Raw genomic sequence first — 15,409 nt, 5'->3', positions numbered from 1 at the left:
CCTCCTAATCGCGTCCACTCATCAGCTTAAACCGCTCTTTTTGTTTTACATCTGGATATTTTTCATGGTCCACATCACTCAAAAACATATCTAGTGGTCGTACATATAAGTCATGTTGATCATATAATTTTTGATATACCACGAACTGTTCACTCGTTTCCGAATGAGTTGCAACATCTAACACATAATAGTACATGCCTTTAAAATGACGATATAAGCCACCCTTTACAATTTCTTGCATTTATAACCTCATCACATAACATACACAAATAGTTACAAACCATATTAATCAAGAGATTCCATATATTGAATAGCCTTAGTCAACATATCTGCTGTAATTTTATATGGAGATACATCAATATCATGAACAGATGTAGCCTTTTCAACAATTTGAGGAATATGCGATGCAGTAAGATCTAATTGTGAAAGTTTAGTAGGCCAACCTAATTCGCGATATACTGGCAACCACCGTTGTAACTCATCCATTTGTTGGTCAACGGTTAACAAAATAAGTAAGCCATAAGCTACTATTTCACCATGCAAATGATTTTCTTCTGTTTCTTTATTAGTAACACAGCCATAACATACAGCATGAGCCATGTTGCTATTATATGCCATAGGAACACAACCTGATACAACACCGGTAGTAAAGATAACAGTCATAGCAATGGTATCAAAGGCATCACTACGTTTATTAGCTTGACTATCTTTATAGGCTTGTATACCATGTGCTAAAATTGGTTCACTACACATAGAAGCTAGAGTAAGGCCTAACTGAGTATTATAGTCTTGCTCGCGACTGCGAGCAGAAAGATGAGTTTCATAGTGTTTTGCAATAGTATCTCCCATTCCTGCCCACAAGTAACGGCTTGGTGCTTCTACGAGAATATCAGCATCAATAAAGCAGTGCACAGGAGGATGATTTACAAAAGCTACGTCATCAAAAGTATGATCTGCCGTGTATACAGCTGCCACTTCTGACGTTGCCGCACAAGTAGACGCAATGGTTGGAATTGTAAAGAATGGTTTATCATCTAACTCTATAGCTACTACTTTTACCGTATCCATGGCCTTACCACCACCAACAGCAAACAAAAAGTCCGCATCTTTTACAGATGCCATTTGTGCAATTTCCTTGCCTCGAGCAAAAGTACACTCTCCACCAAAGTGGATAATATCTAGCACCTTAATCCCCGCTTTATCAAGCACTGGACGAATGTGTGGCAAAGCTTTAGAAAGAGCTGTTTCGCCACCGATGATAGCTACAGACTTGCCATATAATTTTGTAAACTTTGGAATAGCGTCAAATACATCATGACCTCCAAAACTATAACTAGGTAAACAATGAGTACTACGCATAAAATTTCCTTCCTTCTTTTATCATTTATATCCTTATTTATCCTTATTATAGAAACTTCTACACACAAAATCAATTTTATATGACAACAATCAAAACATAAAAAGGCTCTATACTCTCACAAAATGAAAGCATAGAGCCTTTATCTTTATTACTTATTATCGGAAGCAAGACCTTTATGGATAAGACCCACAACAAAGCCTAATACCGCAAAGCTTACCCAGCCCATACCAGCACTTTGGAATGGAATATATTGAGCAAAGAGCTGTTCCAAAGCTGTAGGTGCAATACCTGCAGTTTCAAGACCAGTCATGAGGGCAGAGATCATTGTGAATGCCACAGTCCATACATATACGCAGCGACGGCCCCCGAACACATTATGGAGAAGCGCCAACAAGATGATTACGATAGTCAACGGATACAAGAGCATCAACACAGGAATAGCTGCACTGATGATTGTTTTCAAACCAAACATACTAAGACCAAAGGCCGCTAGAGAGAAAATTACTACATATAATTTGTAGCTAATCTTTGGAGTCAGCTTGTGGAAATACGTACCGCAAGAAGTGATAAGACCAATGCTTGTAGACAAACAAGCTAGCAGAACGATGATAGCCAAGATGATTTGACCAAACTCACCAAACAAATAGTTAGCACTTACGGATAATACAGGAGCACCTGTTTCGAATAAACCAAAGCGTTCAACACTTGTGGCACCAATGTTAGCAATAAATACGTAAACAATCCCAAGAAGGCCTACCGCAATAGCACCTACCTCCATTACTGTTTTTGTAATCACAGCACGAGATGTAGCACCACTAAGGCGTACAAAATCGATTACAAGAATAGCAAAAACTACGGAAGCCAAGGCATCCATTGTATTGTAGCCATCCAAGAAGCCTTGCAATACAGCCGTTGGTGCATCACCATATGACGGCTGTGGCACCGCATAGCCACCGAGCGGAGTAATAAAGGATTTAACAATTAGCAATAAAATTACAAGAAGCAATGCTGGTGTCAAAATGTTGCCAATACGGTTAACAAGCTTTTGCGGACTAATAGATAACCACAAAGAAATTCCAAAGAATAAGGCCAAGAAAATTGGTTCCATATTCATATGCAAGCCATCAGCAAAAGGTTTAATGGCAATTTCATAAGCTACAGTACCAGTACGTGGCGTAGCAAACATAGGTCCAATGCTCAAGTAAAGAGAAATCGTATACAACAAGCCATAAATTGGATGAACTCGGCTTGCTAGTTCTTCAACATCTTTACAGGAAGAATAGCCCATTGCTACAACACCTAAGAGTGGAAGTCCTACACCAGTTAACACAAAGCCAAGCAAAGCCCAGCCTACATTATCACCAGCATGTTGCCCTAAAGCCGCTGGAAAAATCAAATTCCCTGCTCCAAAGAATAGAGCAAATAACATCATACCTATAGCCAGATAGGCACGGGTCGACAAATTGTCGTTACCATTCATAAATGTAACCCCCTTTAGGTCATATAAAATAATATTACTATTATAATCTAAAGGAACTCGGGTATACAAGAAAAATATCCTCACTATTCTATATCCGTATAGAGTTATTCCCATAAGTAACAAACTTTAACTTTTACCTATAGGAATAAGTAGATAGTTCCCTATTTTACAGTAATCATTACAGACTATTAATTGCTCATTCACTACGAAAGACTTCTTATATGAACTTGTACATCATAAAAGGTGCTACCCCATCCCTGATCTGTAGGACGAGCTGCGGTAAGCGCATTGATTGCCACGTGAGGATCACTAGATTGAGATTGCCACCATACACCTAGTGTTACCAATGTACCTCGCTGTACCTCATCGTCGTAGTATGCTTTAATTTTTACGCTGCCACGATCGTTATAGATTTCTACTTCATCCCCATCGTTTATGTTATACATTTTGGCATCTTCTGGATGGATACGAAGTTTCATCAACTCAGGATCATTAAATTCTAGTTCGCAGAAACTAGAGTCCAAAATTCGAATATCATTACCGATTATGAGCCAAAACGGTGCATTGTCACCATATGGAGGCATATACCGAATTAATGGTTCTACATCTTGCGGATTATATAATTCAATTTTTCCAGACGGTGTTTTGAAATCCATCTTATAATTTTCAGGTACCGTCATCTCCACAGGCTCACCGTTTAAAATCAACTCTTGGTCCCTCTTGGATATACGACTCGAAGTGTGCACAATTTGTTCAATAAGCTCTCTTTCACTAAGGTTAAAAAATGCATCCTCCAACCCCATACGTTTTGCTAACTCGGCGATAACTTGCCAATTGGAACGAGACTCCCCAACTGGATCAATCAATTTGTAACCCGTACCAATTGTGTAATGACCATAAGAATTATAAATATCATCATGCTCTACAGATGTTGTGGCCGGCAAAATAATATCCGCATATTTACAGGTATCCGTAAAAAAACGCTCATGCACAATTGTGAATAAGTCATTACGCATCAAACCTTTACGAACCACATTTTGATTAGGTGCTGTAATAGCAGGATTTGAGGAAAACACATATAAGCTATGGACCCCAACTCTTTCGGGATTTGTAAGCATCTCCCCAAGTTTAATCATAGGCATCAATCGTTTAGCTGGCGCATGAACATGAGCCTGTTGCATCATATCTTTGCCAATAAATTTACTACCACTAGCACTCGACAACAATCCCCCCCCAGGATATTGCCATGCTCCAACCACAGCAGGCAAGGCATTAATAGCACGGCATGTCATAGCACCATTACCATATCGAGACAAACCACTGCCGAGACGGATAAACGGCGCTTTTGATGTAGCGTATGCATGAGCGAACTCAGTCATACGATCCACGGAAACACCACAAATATCAGATGCTTTCTCCGGCGTAAAATTAAGCAACACCTCTTTTACCAGCTCATCGTAGCCTTGGACATGTTCCTTAATAAAATCTGTATCCGCCAAACCGTCACGATGAATGATATGGAGCATACCTAATGCTAGCGCTCCATCACTACCTGGTTTAACGTAAATATGCTCATGAGCTTGGCTAAAAGTATAGGTTTTATGAGTATCGATAATCCAAACGCGGGCACCATTCTTTTTTGCTATGTTCACATCGTGTAAAATATGAACATCTGTAGCTGTCGCATTTATCCCCCACAAGACGATACAGTCGCTATGTTGCGCCTCTTGTGGTTTAATACCTAATGTTTCACCATAAACGGACCGGAACCCCGCTTGTTTAGCAGGAGAGCAAATACCTCGATCTTGGTCTGTAGCACCAATACGGCGAAAAAAATAATCTGCTGCAGGACTCTGAATAACCCCCATTGTTCCTGCATAAGAGTAACGCAAAATACTTTCACTGCCATAAGTATCAATAGTTTCTTTGAAATTATTGACAATTGCATCAAGGGCTTCATCCCAACTAATACGAGTGTACTGAGCTTCACCAATTCCCTTTTTACCGACACGCTTCATAGGGTACTTCAAGCGCAACGGAGAATGGATTACTTTTTCATAATGTGCCATCTTAGGGCATAGTGTACCTCTTGTGAAAGCATGTGCTCTATCCCCTCGAACAGATATTACTTTATTATTATCGACTGATACAATGAGTCCGCATGCATCAGGACAATCGTAAGGGCATACAGATTTATATTCTTTCATGATAAGCACCTCGCTTATAAATTGTATAAACTATAGGATGTATATTTATATTATATTATAGTATGACTCGTATAAGTATAACCTTTTGCACATATTCTGAATTAAAAAGGTTTTAGAAATGATTATTTTATGTATATCAATGCATTCAATTATCACATTACATTTATGACCTCATCATTTATTTTGATATATGTAGTTAAACATTTCAAGTTTTATCGATATCTATCCATTATCATTCTTGTCCAATGCCTAAACAGATATACTAATAAGTTCTATAAAAATACCAAAATTCTTCAAAAAAATCATGTAATCATTACTAAAAGTCATAACCATATAGTTTTAGGTATAATCAGACATTTTAATAGTGTCGTATAGATTATGTGACAAAAATCACCGGTACGTATGCGTATTTAGTAATGTCGTTCAGACTGTAAGACTATTCAATCTCACTTGTTTCTGTGCTATACTGACAGTGTCATTTGAGAGGATATAGAACTCACAAGAAATCATTTTGAATTCATGGTTATCTAATGTGAAGTAGCTATATCAGGTACATATTTTCTGAAAAGAGGTTTTAACGATGGCAGACGCAAAAAACACTGTGTTATTCCCTTATGAAACACTAAAAAAATTGAGCATGGACGCTTTCCAAAAATTTGGTTTCTCCGAAAAAGAAGCTGACATCATCCAAGACGTACTTTTGACTTCTGACTTGTTCGGTATTCAAAGCCATGGTATGCAACGTATGGTTCGTTACCATAAAGGTATCACTAATGGCTTGATTAAAATCGACGCTAAACCTGAAATCGTAAAAGAAACTCCAATTTCTGCAGTTATCGACGGTCATGACGGCATGGGTCAATTATTGGGTCATAAAGCTATGGAAATGGCTATCGAAAAAGCTAAAAAATCCGGTGTTGGTATCGTATCTGTACGTAACTCCAACCACTACGGTATCGCTGGTTACTATGCTAAAATGGCATCCGACCAAGGCTTAATCGGTTTCTCTTGTACAAACTCCGAAGCAATCATGGTTCCTACATATGCTCGTAAAGCTATGCTTGGTTCTAACCCTATCGCTTGGACTGTACCAGCTGATCCAGTTGACTTCTTCTTCGATTGCTCCACTACAGTAGTAACTCGTGGTAAACTTGAAATGTACAACAAAATGGGCAAAGCTACTCCAGATGGCTGGGCTGTTAATAAAGACGGCGTTCCTTCCACTGATGCAGCTGAAGTATTGGGCAACATCTCCCGTCATGAAGGTGGCGGTATCCTTCCTTTAGGTGGTGCTACAGAAGTTCTTGGCGGTCACAAAGGTTATGGTAACGGCATGATTGCTGAGTTGTTCTCCTCTATCTTGTCCCAAGGTGGTACTTCCAACAAATGTATGGTTGGTGGTAAATCCAACATCTGTCATGGCTTCATGGCTATCAACCCTGAATTCTTCGGTGACCCTGCGGAAATCAAAAAACACTTCTCCCAATTCTTACAAGAATTACGTGAAGCACCTAAAGCTCAAGGTCAAGATCGTATCTATACTCATGGCGAAAAAGAACATGAATCCGTTGAAAAAGTTAAAGCTGAAGGCATCCCTGTACTTAACGGTACAATGCTTGAAGTTCAAGACCTTTGCAATGAATTAGGTCTAGACTTCAAATCCTACTTCGGCGATTATGTACCAGAAGCTCCTGCTACAATGTTCAAAGGTAACTACTAATACCTAAACTTAGTAATGGCCCTAACAAGGACTTGTAGTTAGTACAGAAGGGGACATAAACACTGTTTATGTCCCCTCTCTTATGTTTTTAACCTCATAGGCTATGAGGTTAAAAAATTTTATGTACTATATCAATTTTTATGATAAGTATATCTGTTATTTTATTGTAAGCTTTTATTTTAACTGAACTTTTACAAATTAACATCATAGCGATTTATTCATCAATTAAATTGATTAAACTACGTCGTCCTGTTGAGCATATATTTTTGTTTTACTTGAAAGGATGATCTTAGAAATGAGTGCTATCACCGTTCTATTAGCGCTATCTCCAATCATTTGGTTGATTGTAGCGTTATCCATCTTGAAATTACCTGCATGGCAAGCAACAAGTGTTGCTGCGATTGGTTCTTTCATTATCGCTATTACAGCATTCCAAGCTGACCCATTTATTATGGTCACTGGTGCCCTTGAAGGTGCCGCATTGGCAATCTGGCCAATCCTATTAGTTATTACAGCTGCTATCTTCGTTTATAACTTGGTAGTACATACGAAAGCAATGGAAACTATTAAAACCATGCTTTCTTCTGTAACATCTGATACTCGTGTACTTGCATTACTACTTGCATGGGGCTTTGGTGCCTTCATGGAAGGTATGGCTGGCTTCGGTACTGCCGTTGCAATTCCTGCAGCTATGATGGTTGCCGTAGGTTTTGACCCACTTAAATCTATCATCGCATGTCTCGTTGCAAACTCCGTACCAACAACATTTGGTTCTATCGGGATTCCAACAACTACATTGGCATCCTTAACAAACCTTGATCCAAGCCATTTAGGTACATTCATTTCCGTACAATTGTTCTTGCTTAACCTTATCGCTCCATTCTTTGTTGTTATGATTATTGGTGGCGGTATTAAAGCGTTAAAAGGCGTATTCCTTGTAACATTGCTTTCTGGTTTAGCATTAGCAGTTCCTGAAACTGTAATCAACGCTGTAATGGGTCCAGAATTATCCGTAATTTCTGCATCCATCGTTATCATGGCAGTTATCATTGGTTGTGCAAAAATCATGCCTCCTAATGATCCTAAATACGCAGTTAAACAAACTGGCGAAGTCCCTAAAGTTTCTGGTGGCGAAGGCCTTGTAGCTGCAATGCCATTCATCTTAATCTTCGTATTATTGTTATTAACTTCTAAATTGTTCCCTGCAATTAATGGTCCTCTTGCGTCCATTAAAACATCTGTACCTATTTATCAAGGTGCTGGTGCAAAACCTTACACATTCGTATGGATTGCAACTCCTGGTATTATGATTTTTATCGCTGGTATTGTTGGTGGTTTCATCCAAAAAGCAAAAGCTGGCGAAATCTTCGGTACATTGGGTAGCACAGTTAAAAACTTGAAATTCACATACCTTACAATCATCACAGTTGTTATGACAGCTAAATTGATGACTTACTCTGGTATGACTGCAGACATTGCAAAAGCAATGGTTGCTGGTACAGGTACATTGTATCCTCTATTCGCTCCTATCGTGGGTGCGTTGGGTGCATTCTTAACTGGTTCTGGTACAAACTCCAACGTATTGTTTGGTCCACTTCAAATCGCTGCAGCTCAAGGTTTAGATCCTACAAACTTCGAAGACCTTGGCTTCTGGTTGGCAGCAGTTAACTCCGGTGCAGCTGGTATCGGCAAAATGTTGTCCCCACAATCCATCGCGATTTCTATTGGTGCCGTAGGACCTGCTTTAAAAGCATACCTAGAAAACCACAAAGAAATCAGTGCTGAAGAAGCTCATAAACTAGAACATGAAATCGAAGCAAGCGTTATCATGAACAGCGCATTCAAATACTTCTTGATCTTCATCGTTATGCATGGTTGTATCTCCTTCTTCGGTCAACATTTCATCCATGAAATTCACCACTTCTTCTTCTAAGAACTGGTAACAAAAAAAGAACAGCTCTTCACGAGCTGTTCTTTTTTGTTGCCACATATGAGAATACTACATATAACATGGTTTAATGATATTGCTTCTACAGATGAAACCGTAGCTGTCCCGATTACTACTATTGCAGCTAACACAAAACCTTTTAGTTAATATTTCATATAATTCTCCCATCGCCAATAAACACATTGATATTTTTAGATATAATTAATATACTAATTGTAATCTATAAATAGAGATATAGCAAACTCAATATTTCATATAGATATTTTTTCTCAATCATGGTAAAATACATCGTATCAAATAGAAAAAATTAAATGCAGTCTGCGAAGTGCGATTCGCAGACTTTTATTTTTCTCACTTTAGTATAGGAGGGTTTTATGACTCAAGAAAATTCTGCTAAGGTCTCTTTCATCTTAGTAGTATTCCTTGGTCTGTTGACAGCCATCACACCACTTGCAACAGATTTATATTTACCAGCATTACCAATTATGCCTAGTGAACTAAATACATCTGCATCAAATATTCAAATGACCATTGGTGTGATGACTTTTGGTGTTGCATTAGGTCAATTATTTGGAGGTCCTATTAGTGATACTATGGGCCGCAAGTTGCCTCTTATAACAGGCAACTTACTTTGCGTTATCTCTAGCATAATCTGTGCTTATGCACCAAGCATTGAAATACTTTTACTAGGACGCTTTCTACAAGGTTTAACAGGATCTGTGGGCGTTGTAATTGCTAAGGCCATCGCTCGAGATTTTGCATTTGGTCAAGAATTGACTAAACTCTTTGCATTGCTCATGATGGTTAACGGTTTGGCGCCAGTAATCGCTCCGCTCATCGGAGGTCAATTATTACTATTCACTACATGGCGCGTTATCTTCGTTATTTTAGCAATATTTTCTGCTATTCTATTAGTGGGATCTCTTCTCTTCCGTGAAAGCTTACCTAAAGAAAAACGCGTTACAGGTGGCGTTGCAACTGCTACAAAGAACTACATTACGCTTATTAAAGATAAGCGATTCCTTGGGCAAACACTAATCCAATTCTTTGCTTTTGGTGGATTCTTTGCGTATATCTCAGGTTCATCCTTTGTATACCAAAACATCTTCCAACTATCTGCACAAGAATTTAGCTATCTCTTTGGTATCAATAGCTGTGGTATTATCTTAGCTAGTGCCATAAGCGCTAGATTAAGTAATGTAATCACAGTTCGACAATTACTAACATTTGCCCTCTGGCAACTAACAATCGGCTCCTTGCTATTCTTAATAGCTATGCTTTTCGAATGGCCACTTATTCCTGTAACGGCCATTCTATTCTTTACCGTATGTACAGTATCCCTATTTGGCTCTGCCTCTTTCTCTATGGCAATGGCTAAATACGGTAAAATGGCTGGAAGTGCCTCTGCAGTACTTGGCTTTGCTAGCATGTTCTCTGCAGGAATCGTATCTCCATTAGTTGGTATTGGTGGGGAATATACGGGGATTCCCATGGGGATTACAATGCTAGTATGTGCAGTGCTTTCCTTATTGTGCCTATATGGTTTGGTAGAAAAAGATTAATCTCTTTTACACATTTGTATAAGCCCCACAATGGGGCCCGACTACAACAAAATAATATTAGTATATAAATACGATACCCCTTTCCTTGCTCAGTACTTCGTAAAATCGCTTCGGAAAGGGGTATCGTATTTATATTAACATTATCTATAGAGGCGTCCCATTGTTGGGCTTTACAAGCATATTTCAAAATAGATTAATTCTTTAACTCTACAAACACCTAGGCATAATAACGAAAACCACCTACACAACTGATTGTAGGAGAAAGGAGATGTGCCATAGGCACATCTCCACATTTCTTCCCCCTCCTCTATCCAGTTATATTTTCAATGGGACATCTTCATAATTAGCGTATATAGAAAAGAATACAGCCCTCTCTGCAGCGATTTTACGGAACGTAGTGACGTACTGAGCCAAGAGAGGGCTGTATTTTTTCTATACTAGTAATATGCAGTTGTATTCGGGCCCCATTATAAAATGTAAGGGACCTTATCGCTTATTCACTAAATTCCATCCCAACTTCTCCCCACTGCACTAGTTATATTTTCAATGGGACCGCTTCATACAGGTGTATATAGAAAAGAACACAGCCCTCTCTGCAGCGATTTTACGAAGCGTAGCGCCGTACTGAGCCAAGAGAGGGCTGTGTTTTTTCTATACTAGTGTTATGTAGTTGTCACGGGGCCCCATTGAAAATATAACAGAGCACCCTTATTCAAACATTGTCGATAGTAGTAGTTTCAATCGGTTTGCTTGGTTAACCGCACTGGATCCTGGATCGTAGTCGATAGCTGCGATTCGCACGTCTGGGTAGGCAGCGGATAGTGTTTTCACCATGCCTTTACCTGTTACGTGGTTTGGTAAGCAGCCAAATGGTTGTAAGCATACAATTTGCTTAGCTCCTTTTTCGATAAGGTCAATCATATCTCCTGTGAGGAACCAGCCTTCACCACATTGGTTACCAAGTCCGATGAATTGGGCTGCTTCTTTTGCTACTTCTGTCATACGTTGTAGCGGGTCAAAGTGTTTTGACGCTGCTACGGCTTTTGCATATGGCAAGCGGTAGAGCTCAAGGGCTTCACGAGCCAATGTACCAAAGAAGCCAGATAGCCATGTACCATCAAGGTGCTTAGCACGGTATGTGCTATCCATTGCACAATACAAGAAGAAATCTAGCAAGCCAGATGTAACGACTTCGCCGCCTTCCTTTTCGATAAGCTCATTAATATGATTGTTAGCACTTGGATGGAATTTAACATAAATTTCCCCTACGACACCAACACGAGGTTTTTGTACATCTTTATTAATTGGTAAGTTATCAAAATCATGGATGATTTCTTTGATGTACTTATTATATTGTCGAAGACTGGCAGATGTAATATTATCACGTAATTTTTTAATCCAATAATCACATAATGCATCGGTAGAACCATGATTTGTCTCGTATGGCCGTGTGGCAAGAACACATTGCATGAGCGCATCACCGTATACAACAGCTTGAATCATGCGATGTAAGAAACCTTTTGTCAACTTAAAGCCTGGTTGGCGTTCCATATCACTCGCATTAAGAGATAGAATAGGTACTTGTTTCATACCAGCATCAATCAATGCTTTACGTAAGTAACCGATGTAGTTTGTAGCACGACAACCACCACCAGTTTGAGAGATGATAACAGCCGTCTTATCTACATCATATTTACCGGATAATAGTGCGGACATGAGCTGCCCTACAACGATAATCGCTGGGTAACATGCATCGTTATTAATGTATTTTAAACCCACTTCGATATCGTCACGCGTAGGCGCTGGCAACATTTCAAAGTCATATCCTTCATTTTTGAGTACTGGCTCTAAAAGGCTAAAATGCAATGGTGACATTTGTGGCACCAAAATTTTATAAGTCTTACGCATTTCTTCTGTGAAGACAACGCGATTGTAATCGTAAGTTGGTAATTTCTCTACCACTACCTCTTCCGGCGCCTCAGGATTATGATGACGACGCAAGCTACGTTCCATTACAGATTGCAATGAACGCAAACGGATTGTCACGGCTCCAAGGTTTGTACCTTCATCGATTTTGAGCAAGGTATGGATTTTATGATTTGCTGAAAGTATATCTTTTACCTGATCTGCTACGATAGAATCAAGGCCACAACCAAAGGAGTTAAGCTCTACAATTTGGAATCCTTCAGTTCTACTTACAAATTCAGCGGCACGATATAGACGGCTATGATACGACCATTGGTCTACAACGCGTAAATGCTTGATATCATTACCGAGTGGCGCAACGCCATCTTCCGTAAGAACAGCCATCCCAAGGGATGTGATTAATTCTGGAATACCGTGGTTGATACCGGAGTCCAAATGGTATGGACGACCAGCTAAAACGATTGTTGGAATTTGTTCTGCTACGAGGCGAGATACAGTTTTCTTTGTCGTTTCACGGTAAGACGCTTTACAGTTTTCCTGCTCTTCCCAAGCGAGGTCTACAGCCTTAGCAATATCCTTCTTCTTTAAGTTTAAAAAATCCAATGCTTTCACAAGGGCCGGAACAAGGGATTTTTTATCAGCTAACGGCAAGAATGGTGCGTGGAATGGAGTATCGCCCAATACCTCTTGCATATTATTTTTGATAAGTTCTGGATAGGAAATAACCATTGGACAATGGTAATTATTGTCGCGACTAAATTCCTTAGGGCCATGTTGAATACAAGGGTACCAAATAAAGTCTACCTGTGCATTCGCTAAATCTCGAATATGACCATGTACAGCTTTTGCAGGATAGCAAGCTGTATCGGATGGAATTGTATCGATAGCCTTATTGTATTGCTCCTTAGTCGTATAATCTGAAAGGATTACTTCATAACCCAAGCTATTGAAGAATGTGAACCAGAATGGAAAATCCTCATACATGTTGAGAACGCGAGGAATACCTACGCGCATTTTACCTTCAAACTCGGGAATATTTTTCTTCAAGTAGTAATCAAAGTAACGACGTAATTTTACATCTACCAAGTTAGGAACTGGCTTACGTTTCTCTTGAATCATATCGCCAGCGCCACGGTCACAACGGTTGCCCGTTACGTATGTACGACCATCGGAGAAAGCATTGATAGTAAGCATGCAGTTATTTGGGCAAAGACCACAATTGCGCATTGTCGTAGATACTTGTAAAGAATTAAGGCCTTCACTATCTAGCAATGTACTTTCACCCTTTTGTAACTCTTCCGCCGTTTCCGCTGCAAGAAGAGCCATACCGTATGCACCCATCAAGCCAGATACATCAGGGCGAATCACCTCTACGCCCATCAATTTCTCAAAGGCACGCAAAACAGATTCATTATAGAACGTACCACCTTGAACAACGATATGATCGCCTAATTCTTTAGGGTCTTTCACCTTAAGAACCTTATAAAGGGCATTTTTAATTACAGAATAAGCAAGACCTGCTGCGATATCTTGTACCGTAGCACCTTCTTTTTGAGCCTGCTTAACCTTAGAGTTCATAAATACAGTACAACGAGATCCTAAGTCGATTGGCATAGGTGCCAATAATCCTTCTTTTGCGAATTGATCGATAGGAATGCGTAGACCAGATGCAAATGTATCAATAAAAGAGCCGCAACCAGAGGAGCAAGCTTCGTTCAACACGATATCTTCGATGTACCCATCACGAACCTTACAGCATTTCATATCTTGACCGCCAATATCCAAAATAAAGGATACATCAGGGCAGAAGAATCGGGCCGCACGATAGTGAGCCATCGTTTCTACTTCACCAATATCGATGCCGAGGGCGCGTTTAAGAAAGGCCTCACCGTAGCCAGTTACGCCAGAGTGTGCAATATAGGCGCCTTTTGGCAATAATTCATATATTTTCTCGATGATTTCACGAGATTTTTCTAACGGTTTACCATGGTTAGGACCATAGTGAGAGAAGATAATTTCCTTGTTGCTATTGATAAGAACTACCTTAAGAGTAGTAGAGCCAGCATCAATACCAAGGTAACAAGGACCTTGAGCATCCTCGATATTCGCCTTTGGCGTTACCGCCTTAGCGTGACGAGCTCGGAACTCTTCTAATTCTTGTTCATTTTTAAACAGCGGATCCACACGGTCTGTAGCTTCCATAGGAATACCAATAAGTGCACCGATTTCCTTTGTCAATTGACCAACCGTAATCTCACGGCACTCATCTTTCATCAATGCCGCCCCTAAAGCGATGAATAATTCACCATTTTCAGGGATAATGCGATGCGCTTCATCTAGCTCTAAGGTATCACAGAAGCATTGGCGTAATTCAGACAAGAATGTCAACGGACCGCCAAGGAACGCTACATTACCTTCGATTTTATGACCGCATGCAAGGCCAGCAATCGTTTGATTTACAATTGCTTGGAATACAGATTTTGCAATATTTTCATGAGATGCACCTTGGTTTAACAAAGCTTGTACGTCTGTTTTAGCAAATACGCCACAGCGTGCCGCAATTGGATAAATCGTATCAGCATTCATGGCTAATTGGTTAAGGCCAGATGCATCTGTCTGCAATAAAGTCGCCATTTGGTCAATAAAAGCGCCCGTACCACCAGCACAGGAGCCATTCATACGATGTTCTGCAGTTTGACCTAAATACGTAACCTTCGCATCTTCACCACCAAGTTCGATGATAACGTCTGTCTCTGGATAGAGGGCTTTCACAGCTCGCGTTTCAGCAATAACCTCTTGTACGAATGGGATGCGCACCTTTTCGGCCATAGCCATCCCACCAGAACCAGTAATACATACATGAACAAAAGCGTCTTCATGACCAACTTGAGCCTCTTGTAACAAGGTATATACTGTGTCCAATATGTTTGCATAATGGCGTATGTACTTTTTATACAAATAATTATCGTGTTCGTCCAATAATACAACTTTAACCGTTGTAGACCCCACGTCAATCCCCATGCGTAGCATGTGCTGCATAAATACCTCTCTTTTTAACGACTGTATGACCACCTAAGTGACCATACTTATTTTTGTGAAAGTCTCACATGTAATATGTACAACATATATACTGTACTAAGCATCTAAAATAAAAAATTAAAATAGATAAGGATATAATACTTTCACCAAAATATCTAAATTTTTAA

At 39.7% G+C, this 15,409-nt stretch carries 8 protein-coding genes; 3 read left to right on the top strand and 5 right to left on the bottom strand.

The window, feature by feature from the left end; translation table 11 throughout:
- Positions 1 to 4: 4 nt before the first annotated feature.
- The 4 genes from KH286_RS06010 to KH286_RS05995 all read right to left on the bottom strand — a co-directional run bounded on the left by KH286_RS06010 (position 5) and on the right by KH286_RS05995 (position 5,047).
- The gene (locus tag KH286_RS06010; protein WP_278617753.1) at positions 5 to 241 is read right to left on the bottom strand and encodes a DUF1653 domain-containing protein; all 237 of its coding nucleotides are present in this window, start codon (positions 239 to 241) and stop codon (positions 5 to 7) included.
- Positions 242 to 285: 44 nt separating this feature from the next.
- Positions 286 to 1,359, bottom strand: coding sequence for an iron-containing alcohol dehydrogenase family protein (locus tag KH286_RS06005; protein ID WP_004698178.1), 1,074 nt, complete (start codon positions 1,357 to 1,359; stop codon positions 286 to 288).
- Positions 1,360 to 1,508: 149 nt separating this feature from the next.
- Positions 1,509 to 2,840 (bottom strand): branched-chain amino acid transport system II carrier protein, encoded by a 1,332-nt coding sequence (gene brnQ, locus KH286_RS06000; RefSeq protein WP_278617752.1) that lies wholly within the window; start codon positions 2,838 to 2,840, stop codon positions 1,509 to 1,511.
- Positions 2,841 to 3,043: 203 nt separating this feature from the next.
- The gene (locus KH286_RS05995; RefSeq protein ID WP_278617751.1) at positions 3,044 to 5,047 is read right to left on the bottom strand and encodes a molybdopterin-containing oxidoreductase family protein; all 2,004 of its coding nucleotides are present in this window, start codon (positions 5,045 to 5,047) and stop codon (positions 3,044 to 3,046) included.
- Between the two features lie 580 nt (positions 5,048 to 5,627).
- Here KH286_RS05995 and KH286_RS05990 point away from each other — a divergent pair.
- The 3 genes from KH286_RS05990 to KH286_RS05980 all read left to right on the top strand — a co-directional run bounded on the left by KH286_RS05990 (position 5,628) and on the right by KH286_RS05980 (position 10,277).
- Entirely contained in the window at positions 5,628 to 6,767 is a 1,140-nt protein-coding gene (locus KH286_RS05990; protein WP_004698291.1) for an Ldh family oxidoreductase, read from the top strand.
- 295 nt (positions 6,768 to 7,062) lie between these two features.
- Positions 7,063 to 8,700: an L-lactate permease gene (locus tag KH286_RS05985; RefSeq protein ID WP_004694986.1), complete on the top strand. Its 1,638-nt coding sequence runs from the start codon at positions 7,063 to 7,065 to the stop codon at positions 8,698 to 8,700.
- A gap of 389 nt (positions 8,701 to 9,089) precedes the next feature.
- Positions 9,090 to 10,277, top strand: coding sequence for a multidrug effflux MFS transporter (locus tag KH286_RS05980; RefSeq protein WP_004698123.1), 1,188 nt, complete (start codon positions 9,090 to 9,092; stop codon positions 10,275 to 10,277).
- Between the two features lie 708 nt (positions 10,278 to 10,985).
- On the opposite strand, the gene KH286_RS05975 is transcribed toward KH286_RS05980, so the two are convergent.
- Complete coding sequence (locus KH286_RS05975; RefSeq protein WP_278617750.1) at positions 10,986 to 15,242, bottom strand: acyl-CoA dehydratase activase-related protein; 4,257 nt, start codon at positions 15,240 to 15,242, stop codon at positions 10,986 to 10,988.
- Between the last annotated feature and the right edge of the window lie 167 nt (positions 15,243 to 15,409).

Source organism: Veillonella parvula (assembly GCF_018378075.1).
Taxonomy (GTDB): domain Bacteria; phylum Bacillota; class Negativicutes; order Veillonellales; family Veillonellaceae; genus Veillonella; species Veillonella parvula_K.
The sequence above is the reverse complement of the archived record's forward strand: the minus strand, read 5'-3'. Positions and strand labels throughout refer to the sequence as shown.